Below are 19,053 nucleotides of genomic sequence, written 5' to 3'. Positions count from 1 at the left end.
TTTTTCATGGAAATCTTATTGGAAAGGATGTATTTTCCCGAAGGAACGAATGGCGTTTTGAGCTTTGAAGGCAAAGAAATTTGTAAAACAATAGAATTGCCTTGGCGAAATAATCAGAAAAGAATTTCGTGTATTCCAGAGGGAAAATACAAAATCCGAAAGCGTTTCAGTGCCAAATTCAAGTGGCATTTGGAGTTGACCAATGTGAAGAATAGAACATTCATTCTGATTCACCCAGCGAATATCGCTTTAAAGGAACTGAATGGTTGCATTGCTCCTGTAACACAACTTACGGGAGAAGGTAGAGGAAATGAATCGAGGAAGGCTTTTGAGAAGCTTAAAAAATTGGTTTTCCCCTATCTGGAGAGTGGTTTTGTAGTAGAACTCATTGTTACCCAAAAAAATAAAACATTATGAAAAAATTAGTACAAAGGATTCAAGAACCTACGCCGAAGTTTTTCCGAAAGCTTAGAAATATTGGTTTGGCCTTAACGGCTGTTAGCGGTGTTATCGCCACGGCTCCTGTTTCGCTTCCTGCTTTGGTGGTTTCTGTTTCGGGATATTTGGCAGTTGCTGGTGGCATTGCTTCGGCAGTCAGTCAAGCTGCAGTTTATCGTGATGAGTAGCAATTTGGGTCAGTGAGCATTCATTTTATACTGATTTGCTGTGAATTACGTGGATAACTCAACAAAATTTAGCACTGCATTTGGGACGGTTTTAAGTATATTTGTGAATCTACAAGCGGAAGATATTTTGAAGACGATTATTTTAGGATTTTTGGGCGGTGTCTCGAGTTTTGTAGCAACACTTTTGGTTAAGAGATTACTCCAAATGATGAAAAAAAAGCCAAAAACTTAGTGTGGTGACTAACTGGCAAAAAAGAGCCTCTCCGAGCTGGAGAGGCTTTTTCTATTAGAGCACTTGGTAGAATTTTTTCACCAAAGTCGCTCGAAGATCATTTAAGAGCTTCGCTTGTCTGGCGTAATTGCGTTCTAGATTGTCGATTTCAATCAATCTTTCAATGAGTCCGGGTTCCTGTTCGTTTTTTTCGATGCTGGGTTGAATCCAGTTCTGGAGCAGTTTCTTGAAATCTGACATTCTGAGCATGTCTATCACGCTTCCGCAAAGATATGGGTGGAAAAATCCATTTTTCCAAAGGGTGAAGAACGTCCAGTAGTGGTTCTCCATGTCTTTTTCGTCTTTGCAATAGATGATAAAACAGTTGGGGCACGGTTGGCGAAGCGGTTTTCCTGCATTTCTGCCACGGTTGAGAATGAAAATTGCCATTTTCGGCGCGTCTTGGTGTACGGAGTACGTACGTACTTTGTTTTTAAGCATAACTTGGGATTTAAAAGTTATGCTTCGCAGGAAAATTTTTAAAAGAAAAAAAAGGAAAAAAAAGAAAGTGCTCTATTCAAATGGAGGGAAAATGCGATGCAATATTTTTTTGAAAAAACTATGGGCGTTTTTTGCTTTACACGCACATAGTTTTTTCAAAAAACCCTTTATGGGCTAGATATTGACAGCGCATTTTTCCCGAGCGTATACCTTTACTTTCTTTTTTTTTATTTTTTTCTGGTAACCGAACCGCTAATTTTTGACCTGCGATTAGAAAGTTTTGATTTTAAAGCTGCTTTTGATTTTGCAGATTTTCTTGGTTGGCCAGATTCTCTTTCTTCTCTCTTGTTATACTCTACTTCTCTTGACATATCTAAATTCTCGTAGAGTATTTTGCCTAAAACAAGATTTACACACCAATCATCAATATCGTGACCTCTGGTGTCCAGATTTTCTGGATGATTTTGACCTTTATGACTCCAGCCTTTCAGTTCTACTAACATTCGTGGGCTGTCTGGATTATAACCTGCCTGAAAAAGTATATGTGAATATTTCTTAGGTTTTGAAAAATTATTTTTGGAGTAATCATCATACAAACGTGAGAAAATAAAATCACTTGGGTCTCGATATTCCACTGTTTTTTCACCTGATTTCATGTGGTACAAATAGACCGTTTTGATGGTCAAAAAGAGATAGTCGTCTTTGGTTAACCCCAGCTTATCGATTAGATGCTGAAGTTGATAATTTTCTTTCATAGTATCGTTATTAATTTCTACTAATATACGAAAACTCGACCAATGGGAAGGAATGGCAAAGACAGTGGTGTGGCGGTGCGAGGGACGAAGCAACGACATACGACTGTGCGCGGTGACGGAAGTGCATATAAAGCTGCAATGAAACGGACCTACTTCCGTGTAATGAAAGCTGATTATGTACTGGAGGAACATGGGAAAGTAGTGGCAAAATGGGGAGACCAGTTCGCGCAGAAATGATGCTTATTGAAGCGAGATACTAGAGCCGAGAGCCAAGATGATTACTAAACTGGAAAAAGCGGTGGAAAAGACAGCGGTGTGAAGGCTGGAAAAAATAGTTTTTTGTTGGCTTTTTCAGGTGGCCACTGAATACTCCTCTGAAAATAAATGAATACTACTCGTATGCATTGAGCCAGCTGAAAAAATTGAGCGGTGGGCAAAAACTGATTTTTTTCGGACTGAATACGGCTGTGCGCGATACCGAAAGCTGACCGATGGCACGAAAAATCTTTTTATTTTGACCAAGATTTTATCTGACAGAGGTTTGCTGGAGGTATAGGAAGAACCTCAGCGAGTGCATCATTACTGTGCCCTTCGGCTTCGCTCAGGGTATTACTCCCAAGCTTTGGCGGGGATTTGAAGGTCTTCTTTATTTGTCTGCTCTTCTAAATTATAACCTATCGAGCGGCTGCAAAGTTTAGCGCATAAAGGCTGCGCCTGTTGCAAGGAAAGCATTTAACATAATGCCACATTATAGGGACTATGCAGGGATGATGGCGTAACCCTTCGGCAGGCTCAGGGCTGGCTGGGTGGAGACAGCTCTCTGTAGCTAGGCAGTGCGTATAATGTTCATTATGTTACTTGCTGCGGACAGCGGTGGTTTTGAAACCTTGACGGAGTTATTATGAACTGTATGTTTTAGTGAGTTTAAAGGTCACGGATTAGAAATCCGCGCCATCTGGTCTGTACTCAAGGATAAGAAATCTGAGACATCGGGGTTTTAATTTTTATTTATTTTTTTTAAAAAGTCTTTTGTAATTATATTATTGTGTTTTAATGAAGGTAAACCTACACTTTTACGATTTTTATTCACTTGAATTGTATCAGAAATTCCATCTATTCCAATATAAGAACCATAGAGCATTTTGTCTTTTAAAACTTGTAAATGATAGCGGTCTACCATCGTTGAATATTCACGTGGTGTACAGTCCCCCATCTCTAAATATCTTTTTAATTTTTTTTCAAAATAAGGATAATCTTGCGAAGCCGACATGTGACTAAAAAAGGTACTCATTGGTAAAAAGACATCATCATTCCCAAAAATACCCACTTTTTGTAAAGAAGGATATCCATAATTATCAAATATCCACTTCATAAGTTTCGCATTTTTTAAATCATTTCTAGCACTTATATTTACATCTAAACGTTTTCCTTCTTGATCACGTATAAAAAGAGTTGTAATAGAATCCATTAATACTTTTTCTCTTGACCTCACCCATAAATCTGTTTTATAAGCTGCTTCTAAACTGTCTATTCCATATTTTTTAAATAAGGGTAAATGCTCTTGATAAGCGTTTCTATAAGGTGCAATTAAAGTAATAAACTTGTACAGATTTTTTTTACCCCCGAAATTTTCTTGATACTTATCACTCAAATAAATATAATTTTCAAATTCTTCTATTCTCTCTTGATTTTTAGGTGGAAACTCCTTAAATAATTTTCTGAATTTTTTTATTGCTAATTTAGGTCTTTGAGCAATTCTGTAGATGCTATCAATCTCATTTACTTTATTATAATAAGTAATGTAATTTTTCTCCCTTGTGTTACAAGAAATAATGATTAAAGAAAGAAGTATTAGAATTAGAAAATAATTGAAATATGATTTCATATTTAGAAGTGCTTGGGTTATTTAGTTTCTAACAAATTTAATTAAAATATAAAAAGTCACGGATTACAAATCCGCGCCGTTGGATTAGAAATCCGCGCCATCTGGGGGTTTGAAGCAATTAAATTTTTGAAAGGATAGAAAGCAGTTCTATTTTTGAAACGTCTCTTTTTAATATCTTCCCATTTTCATCTAAGAGGAAGTTTGTTGGAAATTTTGTTATGTTGAATTTTTTACTCACCACTCCGTTTTCGTCTAACACCTGATGCCAACGCATATTATTTTTATCAATCTGCTTTTTCCAATTTACTACATCCTGGCTACGGTCTGTGGAGATGCTTATTATTTCAAAACCCGCCTCCTTATACCTAGTGTAAACATCTGAATAGAATGGCATTTCGGCTATACAGGGAGAACAGTAAGAAAACCAAAAATCAACTAATGTAAGTTTTTTGCCGTACCATTTCCTCAAATCATCATTGCCGATCGTGTAAACAGTAAAAACTTTTCCGTATTGAAAATTCTTCGAAACCATAAGTTCTGCTCTGACATTTTTTGCCCATTGCGACTTCTTTATAACTGGCGATAAATTATCAAAAGTTTTTTCATAAATCTCCTTATACCCATATGTATAAATATTTTGGGATAAATCATTGAGCAGGAAATATGAATTTTTATTGTTTTTTGAAAAATCGAAAAGAAGAGAGTCCTTTTTCAAAGCAAGTTTGTCCCGCAGAGCAATCATCTCCTCAACTTGATTTTTGTCTGGTTTAACTAATTTTCTGCCTTTTTCGGTATAATGTCCATAGGATGAATTGTAATCCCTAAAATATTTATCATAAGCATGTTTCTGAAGTTTAATTGAATTATCTCCAATTACTATACTACCGTCTTTTTTTATTATTAACTTCTGGCTTCTGGGCGAAAACAGAACAACATCGGTTTTCATAAATGGTTTTTCCCCATTAAAAATAAAGAAATAAATAGGCAATGGTTCCTTGGTTTTGGTCATCTGAAGTTCAAGCCGGAAGATGCCGTTTAGCAACTTTATTTTAGCATCTTTCATTAAACCTGCATAACCTGAACTTGGCAGAATAACACCTTGAACAGAGCCTTGCTCCACACCTTCGACATGAGCAATGATTTTAAATGTATTCTGTGCTTTTGATAAAAAACAAAAACTAAAAAAGACAAAAAATAGTTTAAATTTGATATTTGACATTTGTAATGAGATTGTAATGAGATTGAAGATAATAACACAATTCCTACTTAAACTTTTTATTTGGTTTTGGGTAGACTATATGATTCTGAAAATCTAAAATGATATGATTTGTGGAAAGTCACGGATAAGAAAACCGCGCTATCGTTTTTCTTGGTGTAACAAATTTATTTCGATGATGTTATTATCTTTTTTAAAGTTTTCCAGCCATTTATCATTTAATTCTTTTATTATTTGAGCAGAAGTTTTAAAGTTTCCTTCTGCATCTCTTTGGTCGGGAATTTGACCAATTAAATCAGCAGTTGGATTTTTACGATAGTCTTTAAATTTTTTCACGTATTGGTCAAAGTTCAATTTATATACTTTATAGTTGTTCAAATTGGGATAAGTAAAATTATGATCATTTATTCTTATTCCCTTTAATTCAAAAATATGACTTTTAGTAGTGTCTTCAATTTTTAAAATTAAACCAGGAAGATTTTTGAATTTATAAGGACCGTCTGGAATTGGTAATTCTTTTGCAAACCAAGCAATCCACTTTCTTCCACCGAATTCAGTTGTTGCTTCTTGTACATCATAACCTAAAATTTTTGAAAATCTATTTTCCAATTTCCATTTTAGATCTATGTCTTGTTTTACAATATATTTATCCCAAGATATAAAAGTTATAAAATCAATTTGATTTGAATTAGGATATTTAACAATTCTTTCATTAATCAGAACTTTATTTTTTGGCATTGCCATATTCCCTTTTTTGGCTTCGGATAACTGTATAGAATCAGAAGAATATCTTTCGTAACTATAGAATTCTGTTCTATCTTTTTGAATATTCAAAATCATTATTTCATTTTTTACATTCATTTTATTTGTAGAATCAGAAATGAAAGTATAATCATATAAAAAAAGTTTATCTTGAGAATACGAGAAATTTATAATCATTAGGAAAAGTAAAAATTGAATTTTCATTATGTGGTAGTTTTTTAGAGATTCCCGCTAACACTCAAATAGACGAAGAATAATTGTAAAATTCTTATCATCTAATAAATGTAAGTGTTTAGTTCGGTATTTGAGTTCTTGTTTATTCCTTTCTATCAGATTTAATTAAAGTATTGGTGAGTCACGGATTAAAAAACTGCGCCATCGGGGTTATTTTACTTTCATTACTTTTTCTAATAATGGAGGTAATTTCGTTTCAGGATTAATTAGATCATTATTCCAAAAACTCATCACACAACTTATATTCTTGTTTCTCACATTTTCTGCAATGTAATAAACGGTCAATGATTTTCCTCCTGACATTCCCGCTAGAGCAGAATTAACTCCTGTAAACTCTACGATAACTTTTTTTGCTTTGGTTGGAATGCCTTCAAATTCAACATCAACAATATTTTCACTTGCAATTTTTGTATTTTTTCTTGTTTTTGTTATATTAAATTGATTTTCAACAGATTGTTTTGCGTCTTCCAAAGTTTTATGGATAGACCAATTCATTTCTCCAAAGTAAGGACATTGCACCGTATTTAAATATGACCAATAGCAACTATTCCCAAGTTCTATTTTTCTTCCTACAAAATCAATTGACTGGATTTGCAACTGAACAAAATTTTCTCTAGGAATTTGGTTCTTAATTATTCTATTAACTAATTCTTCCTCGGTCTCTCTATCTGTGATTCCATTTTTTACAAACCAAACAACAGTAGTAGTATTGGTAGGATTCTCCACAAAATAGTAATTATTAGTTTGAAAAATGTTTCCAGCGATATTCTGTTTTTTTGTGATGAAATAATTATTGAAATCAATTTTTTCATCTCTAATTTTTAAATCGGTTTCAGTAATATTATGCTTTTTAAAAATTTTCTTTAACCCTTTTTCGTCAAAAGAATTGTTAAAAACTTCACTTGTTACGCTGTAACCATCAATATTATACCAAGTTTTCCCATTGTTGTCTAATACAGAAAGTCTATCAAAAATATTGGATTGCGAATATGCAAAAACCGAAGTAAAAATTAAGATTATTTTTAGAGATTTCATTTGTTTATGGTAAATGTATAGGTTGGGACATTTTCATTAGATGTTTTTTTCCAATTTTCAGCAAGGTTTGGATTATTCATTTCAATACCTTCTACTGGAAAGATATCAAATTTAGAAAACCAGTTTTGTGGATTTTCGCCATCTTTTTTAAAATAAGTTTGTCTTACAATAATGCTGTCTTTTGCTTTAACCGTAAATGAGTTTGTTACTTCTTGAGGTCCAAATGTTTGCGACATTTTTATTACGCTTGCAGAAAAACTTATAGGCTTTTCAGAAGTATTTTTTACAATAAATGCTGTCATTGGACTTCCTGGCATAGGAAGGCAAGAAATTAAAATTACCGAAATAAGTAAAATTAATGTTGATTTAAATAAATTTTTCATATTCTATGCGGTTTTTTTGCATTATTTCATATACCACTCAAATAGACGAATAATAATTGTAAAATTCTTATCATCTAATAATTGTAAGTGTTTAGTACAGTATTTGATTTCTTGTTTATTAATTTATATCGAATTTAATGAAAATAAATGAGTCACGGATTAGAAAACTGCGCAATCGGGGAAAATGGATTTTTTTTTGCGTGTATAGTCTCAAATCTCCCAAAGGATATCTTCAAACCCGCGCCTTGCAAAACCCATGTTATCGGCAGTCTTTATTTTCATTCTAAAAAATTAACAAAAAAAAGCAATATTTAAAGCGTTAAAGTATTTTCTTTCATATCGTAAATCATTAAATTATAATTATCAGATTTTTCTTTTATCAAATAATTAAGGTGAAAAATTTTAAAATTTTTTGGCTTTAAAATTTCAATTTTTTTTGTTTGGGTATTAAAGATAATTTTTTCTGCCCCTTCAAAATTAATTGAATCAGACATTAATGCAGCATTGCCGAAAAATGTAATAATACCAGTTGTTTTATTTTCTAAAATATTGTCAGCTTTAAATTTTAAGTTTTGATTTTCAAGTTCAACAGTTTTGTTATTATTGTTGGCTTGTGAATAAAAATTCTGCGCAATAAGAAGTAAAATAAATGTTGTCAAGATTCTTGCGAAATTTTTCATAATGTTTGTTTTTGAAGTTTTATTTTAAGATTGCCGATGATACTCAAATAGACGAAGAATAATTGTAAAATTCTTATCATCTAATAATTGTAAGTGTTTAGTTCTGAATTTGATTTCTTGTTTATTAGTTTATATCGAATTTAATGAAAATAAATGAGTCACGGATTAGAAAACTGAGACATCGGGATGTTAGGCGTTGTTATTTTTTTGTTTTATAAATTCCCAATCAAATTTATTGCATAATCCTATACAAGTCTTATTTGTATCTTTATAATTGATGTTCAGTTCATTGAATATAATAGGTGGTTTTCCAATAATTTCAATTATTAAATGAGAAGAATGTCCTTGCCATAAATCTGTATGAAAAATATCTTTATAATTATATGCATATTTAACAATTGTTTTTTGATACCAAAATCTACTTTTATTTCTTATATCAAAAATTACATCATAGGTTTTAGGTAAATTTATGTCTGCATAAGATTTATACATTCCTACAGAAATTAAATTGGGGTTTTCGTTTTCTCTTAGAAATGATTCAAATTCTTGTTTTATCAACTCAAATTCTTCATCTGATTTTTTAGAATATCTTTCTCTTTTTAATTCATTTATACATTTTGGGAATTCAAAATCATATAAACTATCAATAAGTAGAAATTTTTCCTCCGGCAAAATTTGTTCTTCGCTAACATTTATCATAAATTTCATTGTAGCTTAATTTTTACAGTGTTTTTTGATATAATATCACTTAACACTCAAATAGACGAAGTATAGTTGTAAAATTCTTATAATCAAGGAAATATTCGTTTGTAAATGATTGTAAGTATTTATTTTGTTCGTTATTTGAGTTTTTGTTTATTAGTTCTTAACAAATTTAATTAAAGTAAAAAATATGATTTGTGGAAAGTCACGGATTAAAAATCCGCGCCATCGGGTTCAACAGGAGTTTCATTGTTCGTGCTCCGCACGCAACGAAACTCTAGTTATTATCGGTAGTCTCTTTATTTTCATTTCAAAGTCCATTCAACAAAATTATTCATAACTTCTTTCCAATGTGGTTTATCGTGGTTTGCTCTTCCATCTTCACCGACTTCAAAAAAATTATGTTCAAGGTTTAGATATCTTTTATAAGTCAGATTAGTTTTATGATTTCTTATGAAGTATAAAGGAACCAAATCGCATAAATCACTTGCGATATCGTATGTACCGTACGCTAAATAAATTGGCTTATTAATTTCTAACCAATCGTCTATTAAAGGTTCGGAAAAAGATCTCCATGCAATTAAATTGACATTTGCTTTTACTTTTTGCGGATTATTCGCATTACGATAAATTTCATATTCTTCCTCAATTTCTTTATTTGCTTTTTCCCAAGTTATTTTTTTATTTTCTGCGTCTTTTCTTGATTCTCTTATGTTTTGATCAATTCTTCCGAATGGATTTGCTCCAAATAATCCAAGTTTTGTTACTGCCTTATAATTTTTCGCAATTTTTGTGGCAACTTTTGAACCTTGTGAATGACCTGCAATTATTAGTTTTGAGTTGTCAACCCATTTTTGCTTGTGCAAAAACTTTAAAACTTTTATTGCTCGGTTTGTATAGTTTTCTAAAAAATCTGCTTTTTGAAATTCTTCTGTTGGAATGTTTTTGTCCTTTGAGTGGCCAAAATACCAATAGGAATCATTTATTTGGCTTTCCTCTGCAACTAATGGCGTTTTAGGCATAGAGACGATTACTAGATAATAATTCTTTGTAATCTTCTCAATATCAAAATTTGTAATTCCACCGCCAATTAACCAGATTCCTTCCTTCGAATTTACATAAAGTGGATAAGGAAGTGAACCTTGACACCAAAGAAAAATAGGCTTTTTAGTTTCAAGTTTTGTATCAAAAACTATAAAATCTATATTTTCATCTCTACTTGTTAATTGGAAAGTCGTAGATTCATTATTAATTATTTTTTTCTGCTGACTAAAAGAAAGGTTAATAATTAGTAAAAAAAATATTATAATTTTAATTTTCATTCTCTGTTATGTTAATAGTTTTTTAGAGATTACCGATAACACTCAAATAGACGAAGTACAATTGTAAAATTCTTATAATCAAGGAAATATTCGTTTATAAATGATTGTAAGTATTTATTTTGTTCGTTATTTGAGTTTTTGTTTATTCGTTCTTAACAAATCTAATTAAAGTAAATGATATGATTTGTGGAAGGTCACAGAATAGAAATCTGTGTCATCGGATTTTTTATTTGTGTTTTGTCATAGAATATGTTATCTGTCGCTTTTTAGAACATTTTATAACCAAATCTTAATCCAACTGTAGGTGTTATATGCCCATCTTTCGAATCAAAATCTGTAATATATCCAAGTCCAATGTGAGTGTTGAATAAGAATTTTTTTCCTAAATTTCTTTGAATTCCCCAATGAATCTCTGTCAATAATGTTTGGTTTAACTTGTAATGATTATTATTTCCAAAACTATATTTTGTTTGTAATCCAATATAATTTCCTGAATTATTCAGAATACTTTTTTGTTTTGAAATTCTCCTTTCAGTATTATAAATGTATTTTAATTCTGATTTAATATAAGGTGTAGGTTTGGTAAAGTCGAATAGATATTCAACAGAACTTCCATATACACTACTACCCATACCCATACCAATACTGTTTTCCCAAACTATTTTTTTTGAAATTAGCATTTCATAAGAGGCATCAAGTCCGTGCAACCCTAAATTAATACGTCCAAAATTTGTTAATTCATTGTTTTTAACATTTTGTGCAAAACATAGATTTGTAATTGTAATGATTACAATAGCGAAAATTTTTTTCATTATTTATTCTTTGTTTAAAGTTATTTTTTTTAAATGACATATAACGTTTCGACGGATGTGCGAAGTTCGTGTAGCGACGAGCAACATCTGCGGATATAATCCGCCGAACCGATGTGGCAAAATCCGCTCTGCTCCTTTTGCCACATCACTCAAATAGACAAAAAATAATTGTAAAATTCTTATCATCTAATAATTGTAATTTTTTAGTTCGATATTTGAGTTCTTGTTTATTAGTTCTTAACAAATTTAATTAAAATAAATGATATGATTGAAAAGTCACGGTTTAGAAATCTGTGCCATCGGAATTATTATTTAAAATCATTTTTTATTATAACTAAGACAAAAATCAAATGATTTAAGCAAAATAAAAAATTGTATTTACCGAAATTTATCAATTTCTATATTTTTGTCTTACTACATCATTGTATTTATCTCTTCAAATCACTGAAAAAGACTTTGTAATACTGATAAAATATCTATTTTTGTAGGATATAACCGTGTATGAAAAGAATTCATTTCATTTTAATTTTTCTCTGTCCTTTTTTATTATTCTCTCAAAGTAAAAAAGGATTTAAAATACCCGATTCATTAAAGAATAAAAGTACGCAGTATATATACAATGCTTATCATGATGCATATCAAATAGATAATGAACAAGCTGAATTCTATGCGAATGTAATTCTCTCCAAAGGAAAAAAAGACAACAATAAAGATTTGCTCTATGATGGGTATTATAAAATTGCCAGAATAAAAAATCTAAAGGGAGAAAACGGACATCCCTATGCAGACTCACTCATTGCCCTGGTAAAAAATAAAACGTATAAAAATTATCCTTCTAATGCATACATTATTAAAGGGATATTATACAACAATGAGGGGAAGTATAAGGACGCTTTAGATCAATATTCAATAGCTTTAAAATACAGTCCAAAAGACGATCAAGAATTTTTCTACCGTATAAAATTACTAATAGGCATACTCAAAACTGCAACTGAAGAATATAAAGAAGCTTTACCCCTTTTCAAAGAATACTATGATTATCAGAAAGCTAAAATAGGCACTCGCAATGAAGATAGAGGTGCATACATTGGTTCTATTTTTTCACTCGCCAATATTTATGCTAAATGTGAGCTATATGAGAAAAGCAATGAACTTGTAGCGTTAGGAATAAAGGAATGTAAAAAACACAAAATCTACTCCAACTACAATTACTTCATCATGCTAAAAGGCATCAATTATTACTATTTAAAAAACTTGCCTTTGTCATTACGCTACTTACAATCTGCTGAAAGATTATTAAGAAAAAATAAAGATCACTCTAATCTCTCAATTTTATACTACTTTATTGGCAAAGTGAAATATGAATCTCATCAGGAAGATGAGGCTATCCGTTATCTTATTCAATCCGATTCAATTTCTTATGCGATACAAGATTACAGTCCTGTGTGCAGGGATGGATATGAAATTATTATTGATTATTACAAGAAAAAAGGAGACGTAAAAAAGCAATTAAAATACATTGATCAACTTATCTATGCAGACAGTGCTATTGCAAAGACACAAAAAAATCTTTCCAAAGAAATTTTCAAAAAGTATGATACTGCTTTGCTGATAAAGGAAAAAGAAGGACTCATAAAAACTCTGAATAACCGAAATTCAATTTATATATGGTTCATTTTATTTTTAATCATCTGCTCAGGTCTTTTTATCTATATCATCTTTGAAAATAGAAAAAAAATCAAAAGATATGAGAAGCATGCAAAGGACTTGCTTGAAAAAATTGACCACAGAAAAATAATCATTACAGAAAATGAACCCTTCAATACCCATAAACAAGATGATGAGGAGAACAAAAACAGCATAACCTCTCATCCTAAATTTCAGACTCTCATCCATAAAATAGAGGTCTTTGAAAAAAATCAAGATTTTTTAAGAAAAAACATCACATTAGATTCACTTTCTAAAGAGTTTGATACGAACAGAGATTATCTGTCTAAGTTAATCAATGAATTAAAAGGAAAAAATTTCACTCAATACTTAAATGAACTCAGAATAAACTACATTGTTTCAGAGCTTAAAACGAACGAAAAAATGAGAAAGTATACCATAGCTGCTATCTCTGAGGAAATTGGGTTCAATAATTCTGAAACTTTCACCAATGCTTTTAAAAAGATTACAGGAACATTGCCTTCTTATTACATTAAACTTTTAAATGAAGAAAATTAGAATTTCTGAAATGGTTCTGGATGTGGTGATGTGATGATGTGGTGATACGGTGATGTGGTGATGAGGTGATGAGGTGATGAGGTGATGAAAAATAATTCATTGCGCTAAAAACAAAAAATACCAGCAGTTATTTACTTCATTACCAGAATTTTAAATTTCAAAACACACCCAATACCTCCTCTATTTTATCTCGTTTTTTATCAATTTCGGCAGACTTTTCTTGAAAAAGTTGAATTATGACTTCATATTTGTAATACCGAAAGAGATGAGGTAAAAACTAATAACAAGAAAAGCGGAAACCGAAAAGCTAAAAGAACAAAAAAATCTAATCAATGTAATTCTATGAAAGTTCCTGAGAAGCTACTTTATCAGATACTTAAAATCACTCAATTAAAGCTCTCAGAATAGAATTAATTAGAATGAAGAATTGACTTTTGGCCTCCCCCAGCCCCTCCTAAAGGAGGGGAGAAAGATTAGAATAATAATGAGATTTATATTTTAAATCCTTTTCTAATTCAAACAAAAAGAGCCGAATACTTTACATATTCGGCTCAAATATTTATGTGATATTTCACTTATTTGAAATTAAAATAATGAATGGCTTTCTAAGTTGGTGAGGTTTTGAGCTGTGAGTTCTGGATTGTAGTTTGGGTAGAGAAAGTCTTCTACAGGGATATCATCTAACCAACGGTATTCGATTTGGTTGTTTAATAGAATTGGCATCCTGTGTTTGGTGTTGTGGATTTCTGCCATCAATGGATTGGCTTCCGTGGTTCCTATGGTGCAGGTAAGGATTTCTTCATCTGTAGCTGGGTTTACCCAGATGTTGTACAGACCACCAAGAGCAAAGATTTCTTGGTCTTTAATTTTGATGAGGTAATTGTCTTTTCTTTTTCCTTTATCATCTAGCCATTTCCATTCGTGGAAGGCGTTGACTAAGATAAGGCAACGGTTGTTGGTGTAGTTTTTATAGGTTGGCTTCTGGTGTACTTCTTCCATTCGTGCATTAAGAGTTTTCTTTGCGAATTCTCTGTCCTTAGCCCATGATGGGAGGAACCCCCACTGCGCTGCAACGATATGGTCTGTATCGTGGTCTAAAATCACTGGCAATTTTGGATTGGCAAAACCATTGATTTTGTCGTCTCTGGTGTAATCATCTCCAAAGTATTCTGCTTGATAGGCTTTTTCCAGCTCTTTTGGTGTGGATTTAATTCTTACGTAGTTGCACATGGTGGTGAGATTAAGTGATTATCAAAAATAGTGAAAATTTTGTTTACATTTTACCTCCCCCAGCCCCTCCTAAAGGAGGGGTGAAAGTTGGGAAATAAAAAACTCCAAAGTTGAATGGCTTTGGAGGGGTTTTTAAAGTTATGGATTAGAAATTTTTATTATCAAAAAATTATTCTTTTATAAATCGAGTTTCAATTGATTTGAATTTTGTTTTTCTCTTAGTTTAAATTGCAAATTCAAGATATCACTTTCTGTAATAAATTGATATTTTGAATATTGATTTTTTATTTCAATTAACCTTTCTAATGAATTTGAATATTTATCTTCAATATATCCAATTTTTGCAATTAAGTATTCAATTGTACTTTTAGAAAAATCTAAATTATAATTTTTTGATAAATGAATTGCTCTGATAATGTTAGCTTCGACTGATGGATTTAAATTTTTATAAATTGGATGCTCCTGAAGAATATTTAATTCTTTTTTCTCTATGCAATCATTAAAATATCTTAAATTAAAATCATATGTGTACAAATTAATAACTAAAGCATCAAAATTATAGAAACATCCCTTAGCAATACTATTTAATTTATCATTATCATTTAATTTTACTAGATTATTTTTAAATGCCCAGTTATTCTCAATTGTCCAAATATCAATTTCAAGAGAATTAAGTTTAATTTTAATGCCTCCATATCTATTAACATCATATATGACTTGAGAATTTACTACCAAACTTTTTAATAAATCATTTGAAATATCTGTTATAATATCTATATCTCTACTTTTTTGTGAAAACATAAAATCTCTAAAGTACCCTCCCACAGCATATGCAGAACCAAATAAGAATAATTCGTAAAAAAAATCCATAAAGCGTTCTGACTTCATTTGATTTGAAAAATGAAGGTAGAAACCTTGCCTTATGTCTTTATAATTTTTCACTACAATTTAATTCCTTTTAATTCTTGATATAAATTAATTGCATAAGTATCAGTCATTCCAGAAATAAAATCTGTAATCATTTGTAATTTAGTATATTCTATATTATCGTATTTTTCGATATTTTCATAGACAAATCGATGGCTAGATGAAATTAATTTATAAATTCGAGCTTCATATGTATTTCCTGCTGATTTAAAATTTTCGCTTCTCGAAGCTTTCACCATTATTTTTAATAGACCATATATAGCTTCCCAACCAGCAATTTCTTTTTTAACTATATTTTTATCATCAAAGACTTTTATCTGCAATTTCTTATAAGCATCTCGTATGTCAGAAGCTTCAGATACTTCTATAATTTCTGACTCTAATTTGCCCGTCATAATAGAATCATAATTCTTTTTGAAAGCTTCAATAATACTAGAAATCATTAATCTTTGAGTGAAAATTCTGAATTTCTGAATCACGATAGATTCATCAATCTCTTCTATTTCATATAAAATTATCAATCGATCAAGTTCATCTAATACTAACTTTTTATTAGTATTTAATTCTTTTTCAAATATTTTTCTAACTTCATAAATATTTACAATATTTAACTTAATTCCGTCTTCAATATCTGCAGCACTATATGCAATATCATCTGCAGCTTCCATTAAATAGACAACAGGGCTTCGTCTATTATTAAGATTTAAATAATTGTTAATTATATCAAAAGTCTCTTTTTCTGTAACAAAATACCCAAATTTTCTTTTAGAAATTTCGGGAAATTTTTTTCCTTTATTGCCTTCAATTGAATTTGAAGGATATTTAATACATGAAGCTAATGTTGAATAAGTTAAATTATAACCGAAAGCATCTCCAAAATAATAAAGTTTTGATAAAATTCTTAGTGTCTGAACATTTCCATCAAAATTCACAAAATCAGCTTTTTCTAATTCACTAAGTATTGGATTATTTGTTTTATTTTGTTCATTTATTCTTTTTTCATACTCTTTAAATTCTTTTGAAATAAAATAATCCTTAAAAAATTTTTTTACTGCTTCTTCTCCAAAATGTCCAAAAGGCGGATTCCCCAAGTCATGAATTAGTCCAGAAACTCTCAATAGAGAACTCAAATAACCTTTTTTATCTGATGATATTTCATCTGTTTCAATCAAGTAGTTTTCAATACTTTGTCCGATTGAACTTGCAATATATGAAACCTCTAGAGAATGAGTTAATCTAGTTCTGATATAATCACTTTGTTCAAGTGGAAATACTTGTGTTTTGTCTTGTAATCTTCTAATTGGAGCACTAGATATTAGCCTTCCGTAATCATTCTCAAAAGGATTTCTTCCGTCCGAAGGAATAGTTGGTGTTTTTTCTCTAAATCGTATATCTTGGAATAAAAGTTCCCATTTTTCTTTGTAACTCATATTATTATTAGTTTTAATTAGCTAATTTACTAAAAACAAACTAAATCTAAAAAAATAGAATTTAGAAATACTTACTATCGAAAGATTATAGCAAAATTTAAGTGATAAACAACTGACCTATGAAATTTAAACACACTTATCTAAATTATTTTGCTTTGACTTTGATGATTTGATGGAGGTCTGTGGTGTAGCGTGGCGATAGGTTCTTTTGGTTCATCTTCCAAGTTCTTTGAACGTCCATAGAGCCGAGTTTGATTTTGTCTGCCCCTAGTCTTTTGTTCATCACGTCTATTACTTGCATGATTGGGCGGTGTTTGGCGTGGAGGTCTTCATCAAACAATGAGGTCATTCTCTCGGTTTCTGGAACGAATTCTGTGACCATTACTCCCGCTTTTTTGTATTGGAAAAATGGCAGGTAGATTTTTTCTAGTCCTTGCAGAGCTGCTTTTGAAATTTCAATCGCGGAATTGGAAGGATTGGTTAAGGTGATGGTGATGGAGTTGCTGTATTGTTTTAAGTCCTGTTTGAAACGGTCGGTCATTATGAAAACGGTCACGTATCTGCAGCAAGATTTTTGAGCTCTTAGTTTCTCGGAGCATTTATAGGCGAAGGTAGAAACTCTTTCTTTCAAGGTTTCTAAATCGTCTGTTCTTTTGTCGAATGTTCTGGTGGTGGCGATTCCTTTCTTGGGTTTTGGAATGGTAAGGTCATATTGTGGTATTCCCCGTAATTCTCGGTGCATTCTTAGTCCGAGGATTCCCATTTCTTTTTGGACGAAAGCTTCAGGCAGTTGGGTAAAGTCCCAAGCGGTTTTGATGCCTCTTGCCGAAAATCTTTCGTAGTATCTTCTTCCGATACCCCAAATATCTTCTAGGGGGAACCATTTGAGGGCTTTCTCAATTTTTTGAGGGGTGTCTATGCTGTATACGCCATTTGTTTTTTCTGGTAACTTTTTAGCAATTTTATTGGCCACCTTTGCCAAGGTTTTGGTGGGTGCTAATCCGATACTGGTGGGAAGGTCTAAACCTTTGAGAACTTTTTCTCTAAGTTCGAGACAATGTTTTTGTAGGTCTATATGTTCGTACCCGTGAAAATCTAAGAAGGATTCATCAATGCTGTACACTTCAATGTCTTTGCAATATCTACGGCAGATATTGACCACACGATTTGAAATATCGCCATACAAAACGAAGTTGGCGGAGAAAACATTTAGTCCAGCTTCTTTTTCAAGATGTTGGATTTGGAAGTATGGTTGCCCCATCTTAATTCCCAAGGCTTTGGCTTCATTAGAACGAGCAATGGCGCACCCATCGTTATTGGAGAGTACCACAACGGGTTTGTTTCGCAAGTCTGGGCGGAATACCCTTTCGCAGCTTGCATAGAAGTTATTGCCATCGATTAAGCCGTACATTATTTTCTTAGTTTGTGTAGGTTCCAAGTTGCCACGCCCCAAAGCTCGAAGTCTGTATCTTCGTTGATGTCCATATCTGAGTAGTTGGGGTTCTCGGATTTAAGTTTTATGCTTTCAATTTTTAGGGAGTTTTCTTTGTATTTCGGTTTGTACCTTTTTACATAAAATTCGCCTTGATAGAATACGATTACTATGTCATTTTCTCTTGGGAATAGTCCTTTTTGTACAATTAGGATGTCGCCATCAAATACTCCAATCCCATTCATTGAGTCACCTGTTACCTTTGCAAAGAAAGTGGTTTCTTTGTCTTTGATTAAGAGCTTTAAAAGGTCTATGGTGTCTTCGGGGAAGTCTAATGCAGGACTTTCAAAACTGCCATAACCACCCGCTTTTACCTTGGCTGGAAGGACTGGAATGATTAGTTTTTCTTCATTCTCGAGCTTGAAAAGTTCTATCTTGGATTTCATTTTTCAAAGGTATAAAATAATGCAAAATGAATGAGGGGGTGTGGAAAAGTTTTGGTTATTGACTTCGACAAGCTCAGTCACCGGGGAGGAAAACAATTTTCTTTTCCCCTGCCCTGACTTCGACAAGCTCAGTCACCGTGGGAGGAAAATTGTTTACCTCATCGTTAAGATTAGCGAAATGAAGCAAACAAATCCTTCGAGAACTTCGTTCGCAGACTATGTCTGTGCTCAGGATGAC

The 19,053-nt window shown here is 31.7% G+C and carries 19 protein-coding genes; 3 read left to right on the top strand and 16 right to left on the bottom strand.

The features are described from left to right. Positions 1-6: 6 nt before the first annotated feature. Positions 7-417, top strand: coding sequence for a DUF5675 family protein (locus C3729_RS01965; protein WP_104792594.1), 411 nt, complete (start codon positions 7-9; stop codon positions 415-417). Continuing rightward, positions 414-626 (top strand): hypothetical protein, encoded by a 213-nt coding sequence (locus C3729_RS01960; protein WP_104792593.1) that lies wholly within the window; start codon positions 414-416, stop codon positions 624-626. Before C3729_RS01965 ends, C3729_RS01960 begins: the two co-directional genes overlap by 4 nt. 286 nt (positions 627-912) lie before the next feature. Here C3729_RS01960 and C3729_RS01950 read toward each other — a convergent pair whose 3' ends face one another. The 11 genes from C3729_RS01950 to C3729_RS01890 form a co-directional block, all read right to left on the bottom strand. Next, a complete protein-coding gene (locus C3729_RS01950; RefSeq protein ID WP_104792591.1) occupies positions 913-1,338 on the bottom strand; it encodes a DUF6943 family protein in 426 nt (141 codons plus the stop codon). A gap of 227 nt (positions 1,339-1,565) precedes the next feature. Continuing rightward, the gene (locus C3729_RS01940; protein WP_104792589.1) at positions 1,566-2,093 is read right to left on the bottom strand and encodes a hypothetical protein; all 528 of its coding nucleotides are present in this window, start codon (positions 2,091-2,093) and stop codon (positions 1,566-1,568) included. Positions 2,094-3,090: 997 nt separating this feature from the next. Next, entirely contained in the window at positions 3,091-3,978 is an 888-nt protein-coding gene (locus C3729_RS01930; RefSeq protein ID WP_104792587.1) for a hypothetical protein, read from the bottom strand. 118 nt (positions 3,979-4,096) lie between these two features. After that, the gene (locus C3729_RS01925) at positions 4,097-5,197 is read right to left on the bottom strand and encodes a peroxiredoxin family protein (protein WP_104792586.1); all 1,101 of its coding nucleotides are present in this window, start codon (positions 5,195-5,197) and stop codon (positions 4,097-4,099) included. 138 nt (positions 5,198-5,335) lie between these two features. Beyond that, positions 5,336-6,160 carry a GLPGLI family protein gene (locus tag C3729_RS01920; protein ID WP_104792585.1) on the bottom strand — a complete coding sequence of 275 codons (825 nt, stop codon included), beginning with the start codon at positions 6,158-6,160 and terminating at the stop codon, positions 5,336-5,338. A 180-nt stretch (positions 6,161-6,340) separates the two neighbouring features. Continuing rightward, positions 6,341-7,225: a hypothetical protein gene (locus tag C3729_RS01915; protein ID WP_104792584.1), complete on the bottom strand. Its 885-nt coding sequence runs from the start codon at positions 7,223-7,225 to the stop codon at positions 6,341-6,343. Then, positions 7,222-7,608: a hypothetical protein gene (locus C3729_RS01910; protein ID WP_133159930.1), complete on the bottom strand. Its 387-nt coding sequence runs from the start codon at positions 7,606-7,608 to the stop codon at positions 7,222-7,224. The genes C3729_RS01915 and C3729_RS01910 overlap by 4 nt, the downstream gene beginning before the upstream one ends. A gap of 311 nt (positions 7,609-7,919) precedes the next feature. Then, complete coding sequence (locus C3729_RS01905) at positions 7,920-8,288, bottom strand: hypothetical protein (protein WP_104792582.1); 369 nt, start codon at positions 8,286-8,288, stop codon at positions 7,920-7,922. Between the two features lie 189 nt (positions 8,289-8,477). Continuing rightward, a complete protein-coding gene (locus C3729_RS01900) occupies positions 8,478-8,996 on the bottom strand; it encodes a hypothetical protein (RefSeq protein WP_104792581.1) in 519 nt (172 codons plus the stop codon). Between the two features lie 299 nt (positions 8,997-9,295). After that, a complete protein-coding gene (locus C3729_RS01895) occupies positions 9,296-10,312 on the bottom strand; it encodes a hypothetical protein (RefSeq protein WP_069797055.1) in 1,017 nt (338 codons plus the stop codon). A 266-nt stretch (positions 10,313-10,578) separates the two neighbouring features. Continuing rightward, on the bottom strand, positions 10,579-11,124 hold the full coding sequence (locus C3729_RS01890) for a hypothetical protein (RefSeq protein ID WP_104792580.1): 546 nt from the start codon (positions 11,122-11,124) through the stop codon (positions 10,579-10,581). A gap of 501 nt (positions 11,125-11,625) precedes the next feature. On the opposite strand from C3729_RS01890, the gene C3729_RS01885 reads away from it, so the two are divergent. Next, positions 11,626-13,350, top strand: coding sequence for a response regulator transcription factor (locus C3729_RS01885; RefSeq protein ID WP_104792579.1), 1,725 nt, complete (start codon positions 11,626-11,628; stop codon positions 13,348-13,350). Positions 13,351-13,935: 585 nt separating this feature from the next. On the opposite strand, the gene C3729_RS01880 is transcribed toward C3729_RS01885, so the two are convergent. The 5 genes from C3729_RS01880 to C3729_RS01860 all read right to left on the bottom strand — a co-directional run bounded on the left by C3729_RS01880 (position 13,936) and on the right by C3729_RS01860 (position 18,815). Further along, positions 13,936-14,580: an SOS response-associated peptidase gene (locus tag C3729_RS01880; protein WP_104792578.1), complete on the bottom strand. Its 645-nt coding sequence runs from the start codon at positions 14,578-14,580 to the stop codon at positions 13,936-13,938. Between the two features lie 177 nt (positions 14,581-14,757). Then, positions 14,758-15,522 (bottom strand): hypothetical protein, encoded by a 765-nt coding sequence (locus C3729_RS01875; protein WP_133159929.1) that lies wholly within the window; start codon positions 15,520-15,522, stop codon positions 14,758-14,760. After that, on the bottom strand, positions 15,522-16,937 hold the full coding sequence (gene dgt / locus C3729_RS01870; RefSeq protein WP_104792576.1) for a dGTP triphosphohydrolase: 1,416 nt from the start codon (positions 16,935-16,937) through the stop codon (positions 15,522-15,524). Before dgt ends, C3729_RS01875 begins: the two co-directional genes overlap by 1 nt. Positions 16,938-17,082: 145 nt before the next feature. Beyond that, a complete protein-coding gene (locus C3729_RS01865) occupies positions 17,083-18,348 on the bottom strand; it encodes a Y-family DNA polymerase (RefSeq protein ID WP_104792575.1) in 1,266 nt (421 codons plus the stop codon). Then, complete coding sequence (locus tag C3729_RS01860) at positions 18,348-18,815, bottom strand: LexA family protein (RefSeq protein WP_104792574.1); 468 nt, start codon at positions 18,813-18,815, stop codon at positions 18,348-18,350. Before C3729_RS01860 ends, C3729_RS01865 begins: the two co-directional genes overlap by 1 nt. Between the last annotated feature and the right edge of the window lie 238 nt (positions 18,816-19,053).

The sequence above is a fragment of the Cloacibacterium normanense genome, from assembly GCF_002943105.1.
Classification (GTDB): Bacteria; Bacteroidota; Bacteroidia; order Flavobacteriales; family Weeksellaceae; genus Cloacibacterium.
The sequence above is the reverse complement of the archived record's forward strand: the minus strand, read 5'-3'. Positions and strand labels throughout refer to the sequence as shown.

What these genes read in the sequence shown, in the direction of transcription:
- C3729_RS01910 (WP_133159930.1), bottom strand. Translation starts at nt 7,608, where the DNA reads ATGAAAAATTTATTTAAATCAACATTAATTTTACTTATTTCGGTAATT.
- C3729_RS01890 (WP_104792580.1), bottom strand. Translation starts at nt 11,124, where the DNA reads ATGAAAAAAATTTTCGCTATTGTAATCATTACAATTACAAATCTATGT.
- C3729_RS01865 (WP_104792575.1), bottom strand. Translation starts at nt 18,348, where the DNA reads ATGTACGGCTTAATCGATGGCAATAACTTCTATGCAAGCTGCGAAAGG.
- C3729_RS01885 (WP_104792579.1), top strand. Translation starts at nt 11,626, where the DNA reads ATGAAAAGAATTCATTTCATTTTAATTTTTCTCTGTCCTTTTTTATTA.
- C3729_RS01915 (WP_104792584.1), bottom strand. Translation starts at nt 7,225, where the DNA reads ATGAAATCTCTAAAAATAATCTTAATTTTTACTTCGGTTTTTGCATAT.
- C3729_RS01965 (WP_104792594.1), top strand. Translation starts at nt 7, where the DNA reads ATGGAAATCTTATTGGAAAGGATGTATTTTCCCGAAGGAACGAATGGC.
- dgt (WP_104792576.1), bottom strand. Translation starts at nt 16,937, where the DNA reads ATGAGTTACAAAGAAAAATGGGAACTTTTATTCCAAGATATACGATTT.
- C3729_RS01895 (WP_069797055.1), bottom strand. Translation starts at nt 10,312, where the DNA reads ATGAAAATTAAAATTATAATATTTTTTTTACTAATTATTAACCTTTCT.
- C3729_RS01960 (WP_104792593.1), top strand. Translation starts at nt 414, where the DNA reads ATGAAAAAATTAGTACAAAGGATTCAAGAACCTACGCCGAAGTTTTTC.
- C3729_RS01920 (WP_104792585.1), bottom strand. Translation starts at nt 6,160, where the DNA reads ATGAAAATTCAATTTTTACTTTTCCTAATGATTATAAATTTCTCGTAT.
- C3729_RS01900 (WP_104792581.1), bottom strand. Translation starts at nt 8,996, where the DNA reads ATGAAATTTATGATAAATGTTAGCGAAGAACAAATTTTGCCGGAGGAA.
- C3729_RS01860 (WP_104792574.1), bottom strand. Translation starts at nt 18,815, where the DNA reads ATGAAATCCAAGATAGAACTTTTCAAGCTCGAGAATGAAGAAAAACTA.
- C3729_RS01925 (WP_104792586.1), bottom strand. Translation starts at nt 5,197, where the DNA reads ATGTCAAATATCAAATTTAAACTATTTTTTGTCTTTTTTAGTTTTTGT.
- C3729_RS01880 (WP_104792578.1), bottom strand. Translation starts at nt 14,580, where the DNA reads ATGTGCAACTACGTAAGAATTAAATCCACACCAAAAGAGCTGGAAAAA.
- C3729_RS01930 (WP_104792587.1), bottom strand. Translation starts at nt 3,978, where the DNA reads ATGAAATCATATTTCAATTATTTTCTAATTCTAATACTTCTTTCTTTA.
- C3729_RS01940 (WP_104792589.1), bottom strand. Translation starts at nt 2,093, where the DNA reads ATGAAAGAAAATTATCAACTTCAGCATCTAATCGATAAGCTGGGGTTA.
- C3729_RS01905 (WP_104792582.1), bottom strand. Translation starts at nt 8,288, where the DNA reads ATGAAAAATTTCGCAAGAATCTTGACAACATTTATTTTACTTCTTATT.
- C3729_RS01950 (WP_104792591.1), bottom strand. Translation starts at nt 1,338, where the DNA reads ATGCTTAAAAACAAAGTACGTACGTACTCCGTACACCAAGACGCGCCG.